Source organism: Spirillospora sp. NPDC047279 (assembly GCF_040643285.1).
Lineage (GTDB): Bacteria > Actinomycetota > Actinomycetes > Streptosporangiales > Streptosporangiaceae > Spirillospora.
Map to the genome: position 1 here is coordinate 355,800 of NZ_JBEYUA010000002.1, position 20,382 is coordinate 376,181.

Genomic DNA, 20,382 nt, shown 5'->3' on the forward strand with positions numbered 1-20,382 from the left:
GCGTGAGAGAAGGTCCCCTTGACCCGCCCGGAAGAAGGCCCGACCGGCCCGATCGGCCCCATCGACGCGACCCGGACGCCCCGGTACGGGGGCGCCGCGACGTTCGCCAGGCTGCCCCGCACGGACCAGGTGACCGATGTGGACGTCGCCGTCGTCGGGGTCCCGTTCGACACCGGTGTCAGCTACCGGCCCGGCGCACGCTTCGGCCCGGCGCACGTCCGCGAGAGCTCACGCCTGCTGCGTCCCTACAACCCCGCGCAGGACGTGGAGCCCTTCGCGCTCCAGCAGGTGGCCGACGCCGGCGACATCGACTGCAACCCGTTCGACATCGGCGAGGCCGTGCGCGCGGTCGAACGCGGCGCCGACGCGCTCACCGGAGCCGGCGCGCGGCTGCTGACCATCGGCGGCGACCACACGATCGCGCTGCCGCTGCTGCGCTCGGTGCACCGCCGGCACGGGCCCGTCGCCGTCGTGCACTTCGACGCCCACCTGGACACCTGGGATACCTACTTCGGGGCCGCCTACACGCACGGCACCCCGTTCCGGCGGGCGTCCGAGGAAGGCCTGATCGACCGGGAGGCGAGCATGCACGTGGGCATCCGCGGCCCGCTCTACTCGCGCCGCGATCTCACCGACGACACCGAGCTCGGCTTCGCCGCGGTCACCTGTCCCGAGGTCGAGTCGGACGGGCTCGCGGGCGCCATCGAACGGATCCGGGCCCGGGTCGGCGACCGGCCGGTGTACGTGTCGGTCGACATCGACGTGCTCGACCCGGCGCACGCGCCCGGCACCGGGACCCCCGAGGCGGGCGGGCTGACCAGCCGCGAGCTGCTGGCGATGCTGCGCGCCTTCGGCGACCTCGACCTGGTGTCCGCGGACATCGTGGAGGTCGCGCCCGCCTACGACCACGCGCAGCTCACCGGCATCGCCGCCGCGCACGTGGCGTACGAGCTGCTGTCGGCGATGGCGCGGCGGCCATGAAGGTCGTGCTGCTCGACACGTTCGGGAAGGCCGAGGACGTCGCGTCCGTGCTGGACGGCACCGGAGCCGAGGTCGTCCGGGCCGCGGACGTCCCCTCCGGCCCCGGCGTCGTGGCGCTGCTGCTCGGCCCCGAGACGCCCCTCACCGCCGACCAGGTCCGGGCACTTCCCGATCTGCGCATCGTCGCGGCCACGTCGGCCGGCCATGACCATGTCCCGGTGGACGCGGTCGCCCGGCAGGGCGCGTGGGTGACGACGAGCGCGGGTTACTGCACCGACGAGGTCGCCGACCACACGATCGCGCTGGTCACCGGGTTGGTCCGCGGGGTCGTGGCCCTCGACCGCTCGGTGCGGGCCGGACGCTGGGACGTCACGGAGGCGGCGCCGCGCCGGATCGCCGGGACCGTCCTCGGGCTGGCCGGGCTCGGCCGCATCGGCGCCGCCGTGGCCACCCGCGCGACCGCGCTCGGCATGGAGGTCCGCGCGTACGACCCCGCCGCCGGCGCCGCGGCGTTCGCACGGTGCGGAGCCGTGCGCGCCCGGAGTCTCAGCGAGCTCCTCGGCGCCGCCGACGTGGTCAGCCTGCACGCGCCGGCGACCCCGGCCACCGAGCGGATGATCGACGCGGCGGCGCTGGCCGCCCTGCGGCCCGGGGCGTTCGTGGTGAACGTCGCCCGGGGCTCGCTGGTGGACCACGGCGCCCTGGCCGCCGCGCTCCGCTCCGGCCGCCTGGCGGGGGCGGCACTCGACGTGCTCCCGGCCGAGCCGCCGCGGCGGGACGATCCGCTGCTGGACTGCCCCAACCTGATCATCACGCCGCATGCCGCCTGGTACTCGGCGGACGCGCTCGTACGCCCGTTCCGGCAGGCCGCCGGGCAGGTGGCCGCCGTCCTGGCTGGCCGCGTCCCGGACGCCGCCGTGGCGGGCCCGCGCGAGAACGTGGAGGAGGCTCCGTGAGCCAGACCCTGTCGGTCTTCCAGTCCCTGTGGGCGATGGAGGGCCTCCCGTGGCGCGGCCCGGCGCCCTGGACGCTGGACGAACGCGTCGCCAGGATCGCGCAGGCGGGCTTCGCCGGGGCGGCGGTCGACCTCGGCGCGGCCGAGGCGCCCGCGGCGTCGGAGATCGCACCGCTGCTGCGCACCTTCGGGCTGCGCGCGCAGGTCTTCGCCTTCGTCAACGCGGACCGCCCGCTCTCGGCCGCCCTCGACTACGCGGCGGAGATCGAGGCCGAGCTTCTGGTCGTCTGCGGCCAGGTCTTCCCCTCGGACGTGGGCGAGGCGGTCACGCTGGTGCGGTCCTGGATGAAGGAGTCCGAGGCCGCGGGCCTGCCCTTCCAGCTGGAGACGCACCGCTACACGCTGACCAACGACCTGGGGTTCACCTGCCGCCTGCTCGACGCGCTGCCCGAACTGGAGCTCGCCGTGGACCTGTCGCACTACGTCTGCGGCAACGAGATCCCCGACGGCCCGGACGTCCGCGCCGACGCCCTGATCGGCCAGGTGATCGAGCGCGGCGCCTCGTTCCAGGGACGGATCGCCACCCGGGGGCAGATCCAGGTCTCCCCGCACTTCCCCCGGCACCGGGCCGTCGTCCAGCGGTTCCAGGACTGGTGGGAACGCGGCCTGCGCTCCTGGCGCGCCCGTGCCGGAGCCGGCGCCGACCTCACCTACTGCTGCGAGCTCGGCACCGTGCCCTACGCCATCACCGGCCCGGACGGCACGGAGCTGTCCGACCGCTGGGCCGAGGCGTTGTGGCTCAAGCGGCAGGCCGAGGACCTCTTCGCCACCACCTTGTCCACCGCCACATCCACCGCCACCGCCACCGCCACCGCATCGGAGGGAACATGACCGTGCAGACCCGCTACGCCGGGCCGCTCGACACGTGGCCGGCGGACCGCAGCATCCTGCCCGCGCACACCTATCTCGACCAGGCGGTCTACGAGACCGAGGTCCGCGAGATCTTCCAGGGCCGATGGGTGTGGGCCGGTTTCGAGCACTGGGCCGGCACCCCCGGCGACTCCCGGCCGATCACCGTGGCGGGCCGGCCGCTGCTGCTCGCCCGCGACAAGCAGGGCGTGCTCCGGGTCTTCCACAACCTGTGCCGGCACCGCGGCCTGGTCCTCTCCGAGGAGCCGAGCACCCGGGGCCGCCTGCGCTGCCCGTACCACTACTGGACGTTCAACCTGGACGGTTCGTTGTGCGGCACCCCGTACTGGGACCGCACCAAGGGCTCCGCGCCCGACGACGAGACCCGCGACAGGCTCAGCCTCCTGCCCGTGCACCATGCGACCTGGGCGGGGATGGTGTTCGTCCATCTCGGCGGCGAACCCGAGGCGCCGCTGACCGATCTCCTCGCCCCGCTCACCGAGCGCTGGGCCGGCGTCGACCTCACCCGGCTCCACCTGGCCGGCGAACGCCGTTACGAGATCCAGGCCAACTGGAAGCTGCCGGTGGAGAACTTCCTCGACTTCTACCATCTGCCGTTCGTTCATCCGCAGGTCGGCCCCGCCGCGGCGGCGCTCGACATCCACGACGTCGCGCTGTCCGCGGACATCGTCGGCGGGTGCTACCCGCGCGGGGCCTCCGGGAAGGCGGACAAGACCGAGGTCCCGCTGCCCCGGCTCGGCGACGGCGTTCCGGACGACTTCCTCGAACGGCAGGAGCTGTACGCGCTCTTCCCCAACGCGCTGGTGTTCCTGGAGGCCGACTGGTTCCAGGTCATCGCCTTCGAGCCCGCGGGCCCCGAGGCGACCGTCGAGCACATGGCCGTCTTCGTGGACGCCACCGCCGCCGGGGACGGCTTCGCCGCGGCGCGCGCGTCGCTCTGCGAGGTGTTGTTCGAGGTGAACGACCAGGACGTGCCGATCCTGGAGCGCATGCAGCGCGGCCGGCGTTCCCCGGCGGCCGACCACAACCACCTGGACCCGCACTGGGACCAGATCTCCGCCCGCTTCCAGGTGCGCGTCGCCGAGATCCTCGAGGCGGCCGGCCATGGCTGACGAGGAGGCCCTGCGCCGCGAGCTCGCCGCCGTCTACCGCCTGGTCGCGCACTTCGGCATGACCGACCTCATCTTCACGCACATCTCCGTCCGGCTGCCCGGCGACCGGTTCCTGATCAACCCGTACGGTCTGCTCTTCGAGGAGATCACCGCCTCGAACCTGGTCACGGTGGGACCGGACGGGACGCCGGTGGAGGACACCCCGCACCGGGTCAACCCCGCCGGCTTCGTCATCCACAGCGCGGTTCACGCCGCTCGGCCGGACGCCCACTGCGTCCTGCACACCCACACCAGGGCGGGCTGCGCGGTGGCGGCGCAGGCCGGCGGGCTGCTCCCGCTCAACCAGATGTCGCTGGAGTTCTACGACCGCGTCGGCTACCACGACTACGAGGGGGTGGCGCTCAACCTCGCCGAGCGGGAACGCCTGGTCGCCGACCTGGGCGGCCACCCGGCGCTGATCCTCCGCAACCACGGGCTGCTCACCGTCGGCGCGACTCCCGGTCAGGCCTTCCTGCGCATGCACTACCTGGAGAAGGCGTGCCAGATCCAGGTGGCCGCCCAGTCGGGCGGCGGCACGCTCGTGATGCCGCCGCCGAAGGTCTGCGAGCACGCCGCCCGGCAGCTCGCCGGAGAGTCCTCGGACGACGATCTCCAGGACACCGAGGCGTACGACCTGGCCTGGGCCGCCCTGCTCCGGCTGGCGGACCGGATCGCTCCCGATCACGCCTCCTGAGCGCCGGCCGCCCCGGGGGCCGGGCTGAGGAGCGCGGCGGCGGCGCGGATGTGGGCGCGCATGACCGACTCGGCCCAGTCCGGGTCGCGCTCGGTGATGGCGGCCACGAGCTCGCGGTGGTGGTTCATGCTCCGGGCCATGGCCGGCTCGTCGTACCGGCGGAACGTGCCGAGGATCAGCGGTGCGTGCATGACCGAGGTCAGCATCGTGGGCAGGCGGCGGTTGCCGGACGCGTCGATCACGGCGGCGTGGAAGCGGGAGTTGAGCTGCGCCACGCGGGCGAGGTCGCCGTCGGCCGCCGCCCGTTCCATCGCCGCGCACTGCGCGTTGAGCTCGGCCAGCACCGCCTCGTCCTGGCCGAGCCTGGCGGCGCGCGCGGCGGCGTACGGCTCCAGCAGGGCGCGCAACTCGAAGATCTCGACCAGGTCGTCCTGGGTCCAGCGCACCACCCGGGCGCCGCGGTGCGGCAGCACCTCGACCAGCCCGTCCGCGCCGAGCCGCTGGAGCGCCTCCCGGACGGGGGTGCGCGACAGGCCGAGCGTCTCGGCCAGCTCGACCTCGCCGAGCCGGCTGCCCGCCTCGGCCTCCCCGGAAAGGATCATCTGGCGCACCGCCTCGTAGGCGGTGTCGGTGGCGCGAGGCATCGGCACTCCTTCGCTTATTGCATGCAATATAACGCGAGGAGGTGGGATCTGGCGACCCTGGGAGGTGAGTTGTATACAAGTGTGCGCCGGGTGGGCTCCTTGAGGTCAACGGTACGGGGTGGGCGCCAGGTCAGGGCAGGGCGGGTCAGGCCGGGAGGGTCAGGTGGCGCGGATTGGCCACCGTGAGCTTGTCGACGATGGACGCCCGGACCGTGGCGACCACCTCGTCCCTGCGGTGATCGAGCTTGCCGGTACGGATGGCGAGGGCCAGGTCGGCGTCGTCCGCGCAGCCCAGGGCGCGCAGGCGCTCGCGGTGCTCGACCCAGTGCGCGTCGCCGAGGAGCAGCTCGCGCCGCGCGATGCGGAGCGCGGACGCGGCGACGCGGGCGTGGAACCGCTGCCGGTCGTCGGCGTACTCGGCCCCGTCCAGGAACGCGGTGGCGGCGTCGATGAGGTCCTGCGCGCCGGGCCGGTCGTGCGGCGGCGACGGCAGGGCCGCGGCGGCGGGCGTCGCCGCGCCCAGGGGGTCGGGGACGGTGGTGGGCGCGGTCAGGCCCAGGGCGAGCAGGAGGTCGTGCTCCTGCTCGCAGACCTTCCGGCCCATCACCGCGTACTCGACGGTCGGCTCGGAGCCGTCGAGGTACCGTTCGGCCTGGTGACGGCACAGGATCGTCCAGCGGAGCGTGCCGTAGACCTCCCACCAGCGCAGCGTCTCGGCGGTGGGAGCGGCGCCGCCGGCCGCCGCGTAGCCCGCGAGGAGCTCCTCGCGGGGGCCGAAGCCGCCGGCCGGCTCGGGTGAGCCGAACCGCCACGCCTTCACGCACAACCAGCCGAGGTCCTCGACCGGGTCGCCGACGTGCGCCAGCTCCCAGTCCAGGACGCCGCGCACGCCCGACGGCCCGATCATCAGGTTGCCGTTGCGGAAGTCGCCGTGCACGACCGTGCGCCGGGGGGACGGCGCCGGCCGGTGGCGCTCCAGCCAGCGCAGGGCCAGCTCCACGGCGGGACGGGGCTCGGCGTACTCCTCGTAGCGGGCGGCCAGGTCGTCCATCGGGTCGTCGTCGGGCAGGCCGGGGACGGGCGGGATGGTGTGCAGCCGGGCGAGGATCGTGCCCAGCTCCCGGGCCAGGCGCGGCCTGACGTCGGCCAGGCCCTCGTCGCGCAGGATCCGGCGCGGGATGGTCTCGCCGTCCAGCCGTTCCATGATCAGGTAGGGCGTGCCGAACAGGTCCGGGCCGTGGTCCACGACCGTGGGAACGGGCACGCCCGCGCCGGCGGCGGCGGTCAGCAGGGCCGCCTCGAGCGCCATCGCCTCCGCGTTCGGGGAGGCCGGCGGGTCGCGGCGCAGGATGAGCCTCTGTCCTCCGGCGTCGAACGACCACGTCTCGCGGCTCGCTCCGCCCGAGAGCCTGCGCAGGCCGGTCACCTCGGCGCCGGCCAGGCGGGTGGCCAGGGCGAGCCGCAGCGCGGCCTCCTGAGCGGTCATGACCGCTCGGGGATCCGCGCGGCGCGCTGGGCGGCGGCGAGCGCGCGCAGCGGGTCGGTGCCGCGCGTGTCGGCGTACTCCTCGATCCGGGCGATGCGGCCCTGGTCGTCCACGCTGACGAACAGGCAGGCGGCCAGTTCGATCGGGGTCCCGGCGTCGTCAGGGAGGCGTCCGCGCAGGACGTGGCGCTGGACGTAGCCGTCCGGCAGGGGGTCGCGCCGGATCAGTTCGTAGCGGAAGTCCTCCAGGTTGCGCGACAACCAGCGCAGCGTGCGCAGGTTGTCGTCCACGTCCTGCTCGGCGCCGCCGCCGTCGCCGGGCCCGTTGTGCCAGATCTTCGCGCCGGGCGCGTAGAGGGAACGGAGCGTGTCCAGATCGCCGGCGGTGATGGCGGCGATGAAACGGTCGGCGAGGTCCTGGTGCACGGGTCCTCCTCTTTCCGGGATGTTTCCGGGGGGTGGGGATGGGTCGTCCCGCGTCCGCGGTCAGTCGTCGGGCGACAGGCCGAGGGCGCGGATGTTGAGGGTGTCCAGGGTGTCCAGGAGCCGCTCGGTGGCGGGCGGGTCGTCACCCTGGACGAGCCAGAGGTAGAGCGAGTGGTCGACCATCGCGGCGAGGGCCCGCGCGGTCGTCTCGGGGTCCAGGCCGGCGGCGACCAGGCCGGCGCGCTGCCAGCGTTCGATGGCCTTGGCGGAACGCCCGACGGAGAGGGCGCGGTGCTTGCGCCGCATCTCCTGGAACTCCTCGTTGAACGTCGCGACCTGCTCGATGATCGCCATCATCTTGGCGTTGCGCAGGTAGGCCTCGTAGTAGGCGCGGTTGGCGGCCCTGATCCGCGCGGCGGGCGAGGGCGCGCCGGCGCCGGGCGAGGGCACGGTGGCGTGCCGCGTCATGTCCTCGAAGAGCCGGTCGGCGATCTCCAGGAAGAGCGCCTCCTTGGACGGGAAGTAGGTGTAGAAGGACCCGTAGGCCACCCCGGCGTGCCGCGTGATGTGGGTGACGCGGGTGTCGAGGAAGCCGCGCTCCTCGAAGACCTCGCGGCCGGAGACGATCAGGCGCTCCCGGGTCCGCGCCCCGCGTTCGGTGAGCGGCGCCGGCCCCGCCTCGGGGTCGTCCCCCGCGGGCCTCCCGCCCTGCCGCCGATCTGGATCCGCCCCGCTCGCCATCGCTGGTCCTTCCCCTTCCGTCCCGTCCCACCGAGCCGGCGGGGGTTGACAACCCGATGGTCGCAGGAACAGGATCCGAGCATCGAACAAAGTTGACATGACTGTCAAGTCAACTCCGAGGAGGCGCCATGGGCGGTACCCGGCCGGAGGCCCCATGCTGATCAACGACATCGTCGAGTACGCGGCCCGCAAGCACCCCGGGCGCATCGCCCTGCGGTTCGAGGACCAGACGATCACCTTCGCCGAGTTGCGGGACCGCGTCCGCCGGGTCGCCAACGCGCTGCCGTCGATCGCCCGTCCCGGCGACCGGGTGGCGGTGCTGTCGGGCAACCGGCCCGAGTACGTCGACCTCTACTACGGCGTTCCGGCCGCCGGGATGGCGCTGACGTTCCTCAACCACCGGCTGCACCCGTCCGAGATCGCGGCCCTCGTCGACCACGCCCAGGCGACGGTGCTGATCGTCAGCGCCGAGCACATCGAGGCGATCGGCAAGTACCGCGACTCGATGCCCACCGTCCGGCACATCGTCGCGCTGGACGCGGCCGGCGAAGGCGACGGCGACGGCACGGGCGACGGCGGCCGCGGCGACCTCGCGTACGCCGAGCTCGTCGGCGCCGCCCCGGCCACCGAGCCGCCCCGGCCCGACGAGGACTCGATCGGCTGGCTCGTCTACACCAGCGGCACCACCGGGACGCCCAAGGGCGTCATGTTGTCCCACCGCAACCTGGTCACCGGCGTCATGAGCTCGGCGGCGCAGTGGGAGATCCCGGACGAGACGGTGTTCCTGTTCTGCTTCCCGCTGTGCCATGTGGGCGGCTACGCGGTGCTGGTCAACCACCTGCGGTCCGGGACGGTCGGGATCGTGCGCGCCTACGACAACGAGACGTTCCTCCGCCTGGTCGCCGACTGGAAGGTCACCCAGACCGGCCTCGCCCCCACGATGATCGCGTTCCTGCTCGACCATCCCGGGATCGGGGAGCACGACCTCGGCACCCTCCAGGCCATCGGGTACGGGGCCTCCGCGATCCCGGCCGAGGTGCTGCGGCGCGGCATGGACGTGCTCGGCTGCGACTTCTACCAGGGCTTCGGCATGACCGAGCTGGGCGGCAACATCCTGTACTTCGGGATCGCCGAGCACCGGCGGGCCGCCGCGGGCGAGACCCACCTGCTGGCCGCCGCCGGCCGGACCATGGACATCGCCGACATCCGCATCGTCGACGACGCCTTCGAGGACGTCGCGCCCGGCGAGCCCGGCGAGATGGTCGTGCGCTGCGACCAGGTGATGCGCGGCTACTGGCGCGAGCCCGAGCTCACCGAGGCCGTGTTCCACGACGGCTGGTTCCGCACCGGCGACGTCGTCCGGCAGGACGCCGAGGGCATGGTCTACATCGTCGACCGGATCAAGGACATGATCATCACGGGCGGCGAGAACGTCGCCTCCCGCGAGGTGGAGCAGGTGCTCTACCAGCATCCCGACATCGCGGACGCGGCCGTCTACGGCCTCCCCGACCCGCGGTGGGGCGAGTCGGTCTGCGCCGCCGTCGTGCTGCGGCCCGACGCGAAGGCCACCGCCGACGACATCATCACGTTCTCCCGCGAACGGCTCGGCGGCTACAAGGTGCCGCGCCGGGTCGAGTTCCTGCCCCAGCTCCCCCGCAACGTCGCGGGCAAGGTCCTCAAGCGCGACCTGCGCTCCCGCCACTCCACTCCCGAGGAGGTCTCATGACCGCGCGGAACACCGAGTTCGAGCTCGGTGGCATCAACCACCTGGCCCTCGTGTCGTCGGACATGCGGCGCACGATCGACTTCTACTCCGGCGTGCTCGGCATGCCGCTGATCAAGACGCTGGACCTGCCCGCCGGCATGGGCCAGCACTTCTTCTTCGACTGCGGCGGCGGCGACTGCGTGGCGTTCTTCTGGTTCCCGGACGCGCCCGACGCCGTGCCCGGGATCTCGGCCCCGGCCACCCGCCCCGAGCAGGGCGAGATGCTCAGCGCCGTCGGCTCGATGAACCACGTCGCCTTCCACGTCCCGCCGGAGCGGTTCGAGGAGTACCGGCGGCGGCTGAAGGAGAAGGGCGTCACGGTCAGCCCGATCCTCAACCACGACGACAGCCCGGTCGGCGTCTCCCGCGACGTGCACGAGGGCGTGTTCGTCCGGTCGTTCTACTTCCAGGACCCCGACGGGATCCTGCTGGAGTTCGCGTGCTGGACCAAGACGTTCGGGGACGGCGACGTCTCCCACGAGCCCAAGACCGCCGCCGACCGCACCACCCCGGCCACGCCGGCCACGCCCGAAGCACGCCAGACCGCCGAAGCCACCGTCACCAACTGAACAGGGAGAACGATGCCCCGCCTGCGTGAGGTCCCCCGCGCCGAGGTCACCGACGAGCGGATCCTCTTTTTCTACGACAACCTGTTCGGCCCCGACCGGGACCCGGCCGTGGACCACGGCACGGCGACCGGCTCGCCCGGTGACTGGTGGACGGTGTTCGCCCAGTCCCCCGACGTCTTCCGGCACGCCGTCCGGGGCTTCGCGCTCTACCGCAACGCGACCCTCGACCCGGTGCTGCGCGAGCTGGGGCAGTGCCGGGCCGGCTGGGCCCGCGGCAGCCAGTTCGTCTTCTCCCAGCACTGCAAGCAGATGCGCGCGCTGGACATGCCCGAGGAGAAGATCGAGGCGATCCCGCACTGGCAGACCGCCGACTGCTACTCACCGCTGGAGCGCGCCGTCCTCGCCTACACCGACGGGCTCGTCCTGGACGGCGGTCGGGTCGCCGACGCGGTCTTCGACGTGCTGCGCGAGCACCTGCCCGACGACCAGATCCTCCAGCTCACCTACATCACCTGCATGTACGACATGCACGCCACGATGTCCAAGGCGCTGCGGCTGGAGTTCGACGACCGGGCCGAGGCGATCGTGGAGGTCGCGGCGCCCGAGGGCTACGGCGACCGCGACATCTCGGCGGACCTCGCCGGGGAGCGCTGATGTTGTTCCCGGTGCCCGGCCGCGTCCGCGAGCTGCGGGACAGGGTGCACGCCTTCGTGACCGAACGTGTCGAGCCGGCCGAGCCGGTGCTCAACGCGGGCGGGCAGGAGTCGCGCGACGCCCTCGACCTGTTGCGCAAGGAGGCCAAGGAGGCCGGGTTGTGGGCGCTCGGCCACCCGGCCGAGCTGGGCGGGGGCGGCCTGCCGTTCCTCGACTACGTGTACGTCAACGAGGTGCAGGGGCGCAGCGAGTGGGGGCAGTTCGCCCTCGGGACGTTCACGCTCCAGGACTCGCTGATGTTGCACAAGTACGCGAGCCCGCGCTGGCGTGAGCGGTACCTGGCGCCGATGGTGGCCGGCGAGCTGTCGCCGAGCTTCGCCATGACCGAGCCGGACGTGGCCGGGTCGGACCCGACCGGGATGCGCACCACCGCCGAGCTGGACGGCGACCACTGGGTGATCCGCGGCCGCAAGTGGTTCACCAGCGGCGCGGCGCAGGCGGCGTACACGACGGTGATGTGCCGCACCGAGCAGGACGCGGAGTCGCCGCACCGCGCGTTCAGCATGATCATCGTCCCGACGGACACGCCCGGCTACCGGATCCTGCGCGAGACGCCGGTGCTCGGCATGAACGGCGGCCACTACGAGGTCGACTACGACGGCGTCCGCGTCCCGGCCGACAACCTGCTCGGCCCGCGCGGGCACGGCTTCGTCATCGCCCAGGACCGGCTCGGCCCGGGGCGGATCTTCCACTGCATGCGCTGGCTCGGCCAGGCCCAGCGGGCGTTCGAGCTGATGTGCGCCCGGCTGGACTCCCGGGTGGCGTTCGGCGAGCCGCTGTCGGCCAAGCAGCTCATGCAGCAGCACGTGTTCGAGTCGTACGCGCAGATCCAGGCGGCCCGGCTGCTCACGCTCCAGGCGGCCGAACGCATCGACGCGGGCGACCAGGCCCGCATCGAGATCGGCGCGATCAAGGTCGTCGGGGCGCGCATGCTGCACGACGTCGTCGACCGCGCCGTCCAGGTCCATGGCGCGGCCGGGCTCACCGACGACACCCCGCTGTCCCGGATGTACCGGCACGCCCGCGAGGCCCGCCTCTACGACGGCCCGGACGAGGTGCATGTCCAGTCCACGGCCCGCCGCATCCTGCGCAGGGTGAACGCCTAGTGCGGCGCACGCCTCACGGTGTGCCCGTTCATGCTGGGCCCGACACGGCCGAACGGGCCGGCGCCTCCGCGCCGGCCCGCTCGGCCTGCCCAGCCTGCCCGGCCTGCCCGGCTCGTTCAGTCCGCGTAGTTGAGCTTGAGGCCCGGGCGCGGCCAGTCGATCTTCAGGAGCTGCCCGGTGCTGGACGCGGTGACGTACGCGGTGCGCATGTCCTTGCCGCCCCAGCAGATGTTGGTGATCCCCGGGTCGTCGTCCACGTCGATGCCGACGAAGTCCACCAGCTTGCCCGACGGGCTCACCACGGAGATGCCCGCGTGGATCATGGAGGCGACGTTGACGTTGCCGTGCGCGTCGACGCCGAGCGAGTCGAAGTTGGTGTAGTCGGCGGCGGTGTAGAGGAAGTTGCCGTTGCCGGAACCGCCCAGCGACCGGCCGCCCTTGATCTCGCCCGGCCCGGTGACGTCCCACCACCAGACCCGCGCGGTGTAGGTCTCGCTGACGTAGAGGCGGTCGCCGTCCGGGGAGAGGCCGATGCCGTTCGGGCCCTCCATGCCGCCGGCGATCATCTTGATGGACGAGCCGTCGGCCTTGGCGTAGAACAGCCGGCCCTTGTCGCCGGTGACGCCGTCGCTCTTGCCGTAGTCGGTGAAGTAGATGCCGCCGTGGGCGTCGAGGACGAGGTCGTTGGGGCCGCGCAGCGGTGCGCCGTCCGCCTCGGTGTAGAGGGTCTCGACCGAGCCGTCGGTGAGGTCGACGGCCTGGATGCTCCCGGTGGTGTAGTCGTCGGGGATGCCGCCCGCGAAGACGAACCCGCCCACCTCGAAGCGGCGCAGGCCGCCGCAGTTGGCGATGTAGACGCGGCCGTCGGGGCCGAGCGCCGCGCCGTTCGGGCCGCCGCCGACCTCGGCGACGACGGAGGTCGTGCCGTCCTGGCGGACCCGGGTGAGCGTGCCACGGTGGATCTCCACCACCAGCACGTCGCCGTTCGGCAGCGCCACCGGGCCCTCGGGGAAGAGCAGGCCGCCCGCCATCTTCGTGATCTTCATTTTCCGTCCCTTCCGACGCGGTCCCGCCGCCACGGCGACGGAAGCGGACGCGGAACCGGCCCCGCCCGTGACGGCGAGGCCCGCGACCGTCGCTCCCAGACCCGTGAGCAGAGAGCGGCGCGTGAGCCGTTGCATGCCAAACCCCGTTCGCAGACAGCGTCGTGGATCAATCGTCCACCTAGATTGCACGCAATCTGCTGTGAAATCTACCCTTTTACCCCGAAAATCCGCCGAGTTGTATGCAACGGCCTCGGGTGTGGGTCACGAAACGGGGTCCCGCAGGATCGGGCACGTCATGCAGTGCCCGCCGCCGCGCCCCTTGCCCAGCTCGAAGCCCTCGATCTCGATGACCTCGACGCCGTGCTCGCGGAGCGTGCGGTTGGTGTACTCGTTCTTGTGGTAACCGACCACCACCCCGGGCTCCAGCGCGACGAAGTTGCTGCCGCTGTCCCACTGCTCGCGGGACCGCTGGTAATCGTCGCCGCCGGTGGGGATCACCTCGAGATGGCCGATGCCGAGCGCGTCCTCGAACGCGGCCGCCAGGCTCTTGTCGCGGTGGACCTCCAGCGTCCCGTCCCGGTCACCGGGCCGCACCGAGTAGACCTCGGCGTTGTCGACGACGGGCGGGTAGCCGGTGGCCTTGTCGGCGTCGAGCAGCGTGAAGACCGTGTCGAGGTGCATGTACGAACGGTGCGGCGGGATGTTGACCGCGATCACCCGGGTGGCGGCGTTCCGCGCGAACAGCGCGAGCGCGATGTGCTCGATCATCCGGCTGGTGGTGCGCTCGCTGACGCCGATCGCCACCGCCCCGTTCCCGATCGGCATCATGTCGCCGCCCTCCAGGCAGGCGCGGCCGAAGTCCTCCTCGTCGAAGCTCCCGTCGTCCCCCATGGGCGGGTACCAGTACGCGAAGCCGGCCCCGGCGAACATCGGGTGGTGGTGGTAGACCAGGCTCTGGTTGAGCGTCTCCAGGCGCCGGGCGTGGAAGTACAGCGGGTTGAGCGAGACCCCTCCGTACAGCCAGGCCGACGGGTCGCGCTGGTAGAGCGAGTTGGGCAGCGGCGGCAGGATGAACGCCCCCGGCCCGGCCATGGCCGACACCAGTGACGCCTTGTCGAATCCCGCGCTCCGCGCCCGGTCGAACTCCGCGCCGTCCGCTTCGGCGAGCAGCTCGTCCTTGGTGAGCCCGCCGATGAGATGCGCGGCGAGCCTCTCCCCCGTCCAGCCGGCCAGTTCGGCGCGGATGGGCTCGACCAGGGCCGGCCCGACCGACAGGTGCGTGATCGTGCGTTCGACCGCCCGGACCTTGGCCTCCGGCGCCGCCTCCAGCGCCTCGGCGAGCAGCTCCTGGTGGTAGAACACCTCGATCCCGCGCTCGCGCATGACCGCCGTGAACGCGTCGTGCTCGATCTGCGCCCGCCGCACCCACAACACGTCGTCGTAGAGGAGCTCGTCCTTGTTCGACGGCGTGAGCCGCTTGAGGCTCAGCTCCGGCCGATGAACGATCACCTTGCGAAGCCGTCCGACCTCCGAATGAACGCCGTACTCACCGCTCATGACACACCCCCGAGACCGCTCAGATCGTGATCCACCCGCTGATCAGGCCGATGAGGCCCAGCACCGCGCCCGCCACGATGAGGACGAGGAGCGTGAGCTCGGGCGGCGAGAACGGGCGTTTGTTCTGTTCCCTGCGCGTCAGCACGAACAGCGTCGCGCCGGGGGCGTAGATGATGCACGACAGGAGGAGGTACTCCAGGCCCGCCGCGAAGATCAGGAAGAGCGTGTAGACGACGGCCACGGCCGCGATGACCGTCTCCCGGCCGAGCCGCCGCGGCGGCGACGGGTCGTTCCGGTCCGCCACGGCGATCTTGAGCGCGTATCCGGCGGCCAGCAGGTAGGGCACCAGGGACAGCGCGCTGCACAACTCCAGCGTGAAGGTGAAGGCGTCCTCGGAGAGGAGGGTCACCACCAGCACGGCGGTGATCAGCGCGCTCGTCATCACCAGGGCGCTGGTCGGGCTGCCGTGCGCGTTGTCCCGCTTGAGGAACGCGGGCATGTCGTCGTCCCTGGCCGCGACGTAGAGCACCTCCGCGGCCATGAGCGTCCAGGCCAGGTAGGCGCCGAGCACCGAGATGATCAGGCCGATCGCGATGAACGTGCTGCCCCAGCCTCCGACGACCGACTCCAGCACCCCGGCCATCGACGGCTGCCGCAGCCCGTCCAGCTCGGCCCGGGGCAGCACGCCGTAGGACAGCAGCGTGACCGAGGCGAAGATCGCCAGGACGCTCAGGAAGCCGAGCACGGTGGCCCGGCCGACGTCGGTGCGGCGGCGGGCGTACCGGGAGTACACGCTGGCGCCCTCGACGCCCAGGAAGACGAAGACCGTGACGAGCATCGTGGCGCGCACCTGCTCGAAGATGTCGCCGGCCGAGTAGTCCCGGTCGCCGCCACCCCAGAAGTTGTCGCCGAAGACCCCGGCCTCGAACGAGACGGCGAGGATGACGATGAACATCAGGATGGGCACGAGCTTGGCGACCGTGACGATCTGGTTGATGAACGCCGCTTCCTTCACCCCCCGCACGATCATCAGATGGAACGCCCACACGGCCACGATCGAGACGGCCACCGCGAGGAGCGTGTCGCCCTCGCCGAAGGCCGGGAACACCAGCCCCAGCGTCGACTTGATCAGCACCCAGTACGAGACGTTCCCGACGCACGCGCTGGCCCAGTATCCGAAGGCGGACAGGAAGCCGGGGAACTCACCGAACCCGGCCTTGGCGTAGGCGTAGACGCCCGCGTCCAGCTTCGGCCGCCGGACCGCCAGGGTCTGGAAGACGAACGCCAGCATCAGCATGCCCGTGCCGGCGATCGCCCAGGCGACGATCGCGCCGAAGACCCCGGTCGCCTGGGCGAAGTTGCGCGGCAGCGAGAAGACCCCCGCGCCGACCATGGAGCCGACGACCATCGCGGTCAGCGTCGGCAGCGACATCTTCCGCGTGGAGGTGGTCTCCGTCGTCGTGGTCACGTGCTGCACCTACCCGGCCGGTGAAACGGGTGATCAGCAGTAAAAGTCAAGTTTGGGCATGAGCCGCGGCAGGTGTGCTGCCCGGCCCCGACGGGCACATACCAGCGACGAACCGGAGGTCATGCGGCCGCCCCCGACCGCACGACGCCACAGGCAACCAGAAGGGGGCGCCGATGAAGGCGCTGCTGAACTCGATGAGCGAGAACGAACTGGCCCTGGTCCGCGAGACCGAGCGCGCGCGCTTGCAGGACATGGACGAGGACGGGCTCCTCGAACTCCACACCCGGATCCGGCGGGCCCGTGACAAGCACGTGAAGCTCTACCGGCGGGAGGCCGCCGGGCGCGTCGAGGAGTACGGCGGCCGTGGCGTCTCCCGTCCCAAGAACCGCCGCAACGCGCAGAAGGCCGAGGTGTTCGAGGACGCGCTCTCCCGCGTGAGCCGGCATCTGGCCGCCGCGGCCCGCCGCGCCGCCGCCGCGCTCAAGTCGGAACGGCTCGAGGCGGCCCGCGCCGAACGTCACTCCGGCCCGGCCGCGCCTCACCCCGAGGAGGGCACCGGCACGCTCCGGTCGCAGCGCGCCGTGCGTTCGCCCAAGTCCCCGTCGTTGCGCAACTCCCTGACCAAGCAGCAGGCGTCGAGCCAGGCCGCCGGCGCCCGCCGCCAGGCCAAACGCGACAACCGCCGCCCCTGAACGGCCCTCATCCGCCGGTCCGGTGGTAGAAGCCGGACGGCTGCGGGTCGCCTTCGACGATGAGGCGGACGTCGTCCTCCCCGGTGCGCGTGACCGTGCCGGGGCTCGGGTCGTCGCCGCCGTCGAGCCAGCACGTCATGGGCACCGGGTCGCGTTCGGTCATCGAGACCGGGCCGGCCGCGTTGCAGTCGTAGCGCACCTTCCATTCGCCGTTGTCGTCGTAGGTCACGACGATGTTGGACCAGGTCGTGGTGTCGGAGCCGTTCGACGGAAACTCGATCATGTAGATCCCGTCCTTGCTCCAGAAGCCCATGGCGCTGGTCAGGGGCGGGGGTTGCGGGGTCACCGGCGTCCTGGTGGTGGGTACGCGGATGGTCGGCGGCACCCGGGAGGGCCTGGTCGTCGGCGGCTTCGGCCCCGTGGTCGGCGGCCGGGACGCTGATGGCGCCGGGACCGGCGGGGACGGGCGGAACGCCGGTGGCCGGGCCGTGCGGGGTGCGGGGAGGATCGGCGCGACCCCCACGGTGGGCGTGGGCGGGGGCGCCTCCTGCGCTCCGGGGGACGTCGCGTAGCTGACGGCGCCGAAGACCGTGGCGACGATGACGGCCACGGCCGCCGTCAGCGCGCCGGGAGCCATGAGGCATCCCTTGGCGGACGTGTGCCTGCCGAGATGCCGTCCGGCCAGGAACCCGCCTCCCGCGGCGGTGCCGAGCCACAGTCCCCGCGCCAACGCCCGGCGGCGGGCCTTGTCCTCACGGTCGAAGTAGGCGGCGTCGCCGGGCGAGCCGCTCGCGCGGGCGGCCTCGCCGCCGAGCGCGAGCACCCGCTGCCACGACCCCCACTTCAGGGTGCGGCACAGGCCCGGGGCGGTCGCGCGGGCGAGCCTGACGGCGGGGCCGTGCAGTCCTTCGTCCACGGCCCGTTCGAGCATGCGCACGACGATCGGCGCCGCCTCCGCGATCTCGTGGTCCCGGCTGACTCTCGCCCATCTGGCCAGCGCCGAGACGTGGCCGGCGACGTCCGGAGTGGTGCCCGCCGATTCGAGGACCAGGGCGGCGCCGGGGTTGAGAGCGCGCAGGCCCGTCCCGTCGTCGGCCACGAGGCTGGCGGAGGACAGGCGGCCGGCCATGTCGGTGCCGAGGGGGTCGCCGGTGAGGTGCTCGACCATCGGGAAGGGGACGTCCAGGCCCTCCAGGATCAGCAGGACGCCGAGCACGGTGTGGTCGGCGTCGGTGAGACCCGTCGCCAGGGCCTCGGCCAGGCTCCCGGGGCCGGACGGGACGCGGGCCTCCGCGTCGAGGGCGGCGGACGCCTGGATCATGGCGAGCGGATGCCCCTGGACGGTCTCGTGGAACGTGGCGGCGGCGGTGCGCTCGGCGCCGGTGAGAGGCCGCCGTAGCTCGCGTTCCATGAGCTCCAGCGACGGGCCGAGCTCCAGCGGGCCGAGCTCGACGGCCCGGCCGCCGTCCCAGAGCGAACGTTCGGCGGACGAGACGACCAGCCCGCCGGACGGCGCGGCGTGCCGCAGCCGTTCGAGGTCGGCGGGCGTCCCGGCGAAGTCGTCGACGATCGCGACGGCGCGGATGGCGCTCATCAGCTTGTGGAGCCGGGCGGGCCCCGGCCGGTGGCGCTCGACGTCGTAGCACGCCTCGAACAGCTCCTGGAGGACGTCGTCGACGCCCTTCCCGGCGGCCGGGACGTACACGACGTCGGTGCCGCGCTCCCTGAGACCGGCGGCGAGGAGGGCCAGCAGCGTGGTCTTGCCGGCGCTCCGCCGCCCCACGAGCTGGACGGGCTTCCCCGCCTCGACCCAGCGGCGCAGCCTCGCCAGCTCGGCGTCACGCCCGAGCGGGTCGCGGTCGCCGGGTGGGATCGCCGGGCTCTCGGGCCGGCTCCGCGGCCGGATGCGCGGCGCCCGTCCGGACCGTTTCTCCACCGAGGTGGAGCCGCCCGTGTTGATCACATTGTTGTTTCCGACGATCATCGGCCCGGAAACATCCCGCGCGTGCACCTCGAACCGCTGCGCACGCTGATCACCATTATCAGCCATTACCGCCCCGGCCACCTTAATACCGGCAATCCATGAAATCCCTAGCCATACTCGGGGCATCCTAGAGTCCTGGCATCGCAGGCAGGGGCCCTTCAGTTCGAGGTGCCACTTTCATGGCCGATCAGACAGCCCGCCGCCTCCGACTTTCACGTCAAAGGCGACTTTTCGGGTCAATGCTCAATGAGGTCGAGAAATTGCATGACCCCCGTGACGAATCTGCCCGCCCGGGACTCTGTCCAGGGCACCGATGTCGATCTGCCCCTCTCAAACGCCCGCGCGGCGGGATGACCGCCAGCGGCCATCGCCCGTGACAGCCCCCGGACCCGACTGGATGCTGAAAACGCCACCAGAACAGGGGCCTGGGCCGGTCGAGCAGGCGGGAGCGTCCGGATGCGGCGCGTTCGAGACTCGGTTTCCGTCGTTCTGCTGACCGCGATGGTGACGATGCTCGGGCTCTTCATCGGCCCCGGGCAGGCGGCGAGCTCCCATCCGGTGTCCCTTCGGGTGGTGCGGGACGTCGCCGGCCGGCCGCCGGTCGCGCTGATCACCACCAGGGACGCCCGCCGGCCGCCGTCCCGCCGCGACGCCGCGTCCGTGCCGATCCCCGTCCAGCACTACAACCTCTGCGCCGGGAACGCGACGTGCGTCGAGCAGCCCGCGCTGAAGCAGCGGGCCATGGACCTCGTGGCCCGGGTCAAGGCGGCGGAGGGCACCTGGTTCATCTCGCTGAACGAGGTCTGCCGCAAGGACGTCCAGGAGCTCGTGCGCCTCACCCGCGGCGACGCGGTGATGGTGGCCAGCTGGGCGGGCGGGCCGCGTTGTGAGGGCGACTGGTACGGCAACGCGGTCATCCATCCCGGGGGCGTCCTGGAGGGCTACACCGCGGAGTACTTCCCGACCCAGGAGGCGAGGCCCTGCGGAGGCGTCGAGTGCCGCACCTATGTCTGCCTCAGGCTGGGCACGGCCGCCGGGCCCATGTCGGTGTGCTCGGCGCACCTGGAGAACAACGCCCCGATCGCCAGGAAGCAGGCCGAGGAGTACCTGTGGCTGGCGACCGGCTACGCCGCCGGGCGTCCCAAGGTGCTCGCCGGCGACTTCAACCTCAGGCCCGACCAGCTGGACGGGCCGGAGGCCGCACCGGCCTACTTCGCGGGCATGCGCGATCTGGTGGCCCCGTACAGCCCGACCTACCAGACCTGGAGCGATGACGACGGCGATCCGGAGACGCCTCCCGTCCGGGCGACCCCCCGGAACCACATCGACTACATCTGGGTCGACCGGACCGGAGAGTCGATCGCCTACCCGGCCTCCTGCGACGACGCGGCGCCGGCCAGCGACCACTGCCACACCATGGGCGTCTGGCTCCGCTGACCCGCCGCGCCGCCGCCCGTCTCCGGGCGGGTGGCCG

At 72.4% G+C, this 20,382-nt stretch carries 19 protein-coding genes; 11 read left to right on the forward strand and 8 right to left on the reverse strand.

Annotation, left to right across the window (positions count from 1 at the left end):
* Positions 1-18 precede the first annotated feature (18 nt).
* Genes speB through ABZ810_RS05885 form a run of 5 tightly spaced genes read left to right on the forward strand, consistent with a single transcriptional unit; the run spans position 19 to position 4,711 of the window.
* Positions 19-981 (forward strand): agmatinase, encoded by a 963-nt coding sequence (gene speB / locus ABZ810_RS05865; protein WP_358399696.1) that lies wholly within the window; start codon positions 19-21, stop codon positions 979-981.
* A complete protein-coding gene (locus ABZ810_RS05870; RefSeq protein ID WP_358399697.1) occupies positions 978-1,937 on the forward strand; it encodes a C-terminal binding protein in 960 nt (319 codons plus the stop codon). Before speB ends, ABZ810_RS05870 begins: the two co-directional genes overlap by 4 nt.
* Positions 1,934-2,827, forward strand: coding sequence for a hypothetical protein (locus ABZ810_RS05875; RefSeq protein ID WP_358399700.1), 894 nt, complete (start codon positions 1,934-1,936; stop codon positions 2,825-2,827). Before ABZ810_RS05870 ends, ABZ810_RS05875 begins: the two co-directional genes overlap by 4 nt.
* Positions 2,824-3,978 (forward strand): aromatic ring-hydroxylating dioxygenase subunit alpha, encoded by a 1,155-nt coding sequence (locus ABZ810_RS05880; RefSeq protein ID WP_358399702.1) that lies wholly within the window; start codon positions 2,824-2,826, stop codon positions 3,976-3,978. The genes ABZ810_RS05875 and ABZ810_RS05880 overlap by 4 nt, the downstream gene beginning before the upstream one ends.
* Entirely contained in the window at positions 3,971-4,711 is a 741-nt protein-coding gene (locus tag ABZ810_RS05885) for a class II aldolase/adducin family protein (RefSeq protein WP_358399703.1), read from the forward strand. Before ABZ810_RS05880 ends, ABZ810_RS05885 begins: the two co-directional genes overlap by 8 nt.
* On the opposite strand, the gene ABZ810_RS05890 is transcribed toward ABZ810_RS05885, so the two are convergent.
* The 4 genes from ABZ810_RS05890 to ABZ810_RS05905 form a co-directional block, all read right to left on the reverse strand.
* Entirely contained in the window at positions 4,699-5,355 is a 657-nt protein-coding gene (locus ABZ810_RS05890; protein ID WP_358399705.1) for a GntR family transcriptional regulator, read from the reverse strand. The genes ABZ810_RS05885 and ABZ810_RS05890 overlap by 13 nt on opposite strands.
* A gap of 145 nt (positions 5,356-5,500) precedes the next feature.
* Positions 5,501-6,841, reverse strand: a complete 1,341-nt coding sequence (locus tag ABZ810_RS05895) for a phosphotransferase family protein (RefSeq protein ID WP_358399707.1) — start codon at positions 6,839-6,841, stop codon at positions 5,501-5,503.
* Positions 6,838-7,266, reverse strand: coding sequence for a nuclear transport factor 2 family protein (locus ABZ810_RS05900; RefSeq protein ID WP_358399709.1), 429 nt, complete (start codon positions 7,264-7,266; stop codon positions 6,838-6,840). Before ABZ810_RS05900 ends, ABZ810_RS05895 begins: the two co-directional genes overlap by 4 nt.
* Before the next feature lie 60 nt (positions 7,267-7,326).
* Positions 7,327-8,007, reverse strand: a complete 681-nt coding sequence (locus ABZ810_RS05905) for a TetR/AcrR family transcriptional regulator (RefSeq protein WP_358399711.1) — start codon at positions 8,005-8,007, stop codon at positions 7,327-7,329.
* A 154-nt stretch (positions 8,008-8,161) separates the two neighbouring features.
* Between ABZ810_RS05905 and ABZ810_RS05910 the strand changes: the two genes are divergently transcribed.
* From ABZ810_RS05910 to ABZ810_RS05925, 4 genes are read left to right on the forward strand one after another with little or no spacing between them, the layout of a single operon-like run.
* Positions 8,162-9,733, forward strand: coding sequence for an AMP-binding protein (locus ABZ810_RS05910; protein WP_358399714.1), 1,572 nt, complete (start codon positions 8,162-8,164; stop codon positions 9,731-9,733).
* Entirely contained in the window at positions 9,730-10,341 is a 612-nt protein-coding gene (locus ABZ810_RS05915) for a VOC family protein (RefSeq protein WP_358399716.1), read from the forward strand. The genes ABZ810_RS05910 and ABZ810_RS05915 overlap by 4 nt, the downstream gene beginning before the upstream one ends.
* Before the next feature lie 12 nt (positions 10,342-10,353).
* Positions 10,354-10,995, forward strand: coding sequence for a carboxymuconolactone decarboxylase family protein (locus ABZ810_RS05920; RefSeq protein WP_358399718.1), 642 nt, complete (start codon positions 10,354-10,356; stop codon positions 10,993-10,995).
* Positions 10,995-12,161 (forward strand): acyl-CoA dehydrogenase family protein, encoded by a 1,167-nt coding sequence (locus ABZ810_RS05925; protein ID WP_358399719.1) that lies wholly within the window; start codon positions 10,995-10,997, stop codon positions 12,159-12,161. Before ABZ810_RS05920 ends, ABZ810_RS05925 begins: the two co-directional genes overlap by 1 nt.
* A gap of 116 nt (positions 12,162-12,277) precedes the next feature.
* Here ABZ810_RS05925 and ABZ810_RS05930 read toward each other — a convergent pair whose 3' ends face one another.
* From ABZ810_RS05930 to ABZ810_RS05940, 3 genes are all read right to left on the reverse strand, one after another.
* On the reverse strand, positions 12,278-13,207 hold the full coding sequence (locus ABZ810_RS05930; RefSeq protein ID WP_358399721.1) for an SMP-30/gluconolactonase/LRE family protein: 930 nt from the start codon (positions 13,205-13,207) through the stop codon (positions 12,278-12,280).
* Positions 13,208-13,468: 261 nt separating this feature from the next.
* Positions 13,469-14,764, reverse strand: a complete 1,296-nt coding sequence (locus tag ABZ810_RS05935) for an arginine deiminase (RefSeq protein ID WP_358399724.1) — start codon at positions 14,762-14,764, stop codon at positions 13,469-13,471.
* Positions 14,765-14,783: 19 nt separating this feature from the next.
* Complete coding sequence (locus ABZ810_RS05940) at positions 14,784-16,232, reverse strand: basic amino acid/polyamine antiporter (RefSeq protein WP_358399725.1); 1,449 nt, start codon at positions 16,230-16,232, stop codon at positions 14,784-14,786.
* A 173-nt stretch (positions 16,233-16,405) separates the two neighbouring features.
* Here ABZ810_RS05940 and ABZ810_RS05945 point away from each other — a divergent pair, with 173 nt between their 5' ends.
* Positions 16,406-16,924: a hypothetical protein gene (locus tag ABZ810_RS05945; protein WP_358399727.1), complete on the forward strand. Its 519-nt coding sequence runs from the start codon at positions 16,406-16,408 to the stop codon at positions 16,922-16,924.
* Positions 16,925-16,931: 7 nt separating this feature from the next.
* Here the strand turns inward: ABZ810_RS05945 and ABZ810_RS05950 are convergent, their stop codons facing one another.
* Positions 16,932-18,908, reverse strand: a complete 1,977-nt coding sequence (locus ABZ810_RS05950; protein ID WP_358399729.1) for a hypothetical protein — start codon at positions 18,906-18,908, stop codon at positions 16,932-16,934.
* Positions 18,909-19,364: 456 nt separating this feature from the next.
* Between ABZ810_RS05950 and ABZ810_RS05955 the strand changes: the two genes are divergently transcribed.
* The gene (locus ABZ810_RS05955) at positions 19,365-20,345 is read left to right on the forward strand and encodes an endonuclease/exonuclease/phosphatase family protein (RefSeq protein ID WP_358399731.1); all 981 of its coding nucleotides are present in this window, start codon (positions 19,365-19,367) and stop codon (positions 20,343-20,345) included.
* The last annotated feature ends 37 nt before the right edge of the window (positions 20,346-20,382 follow it).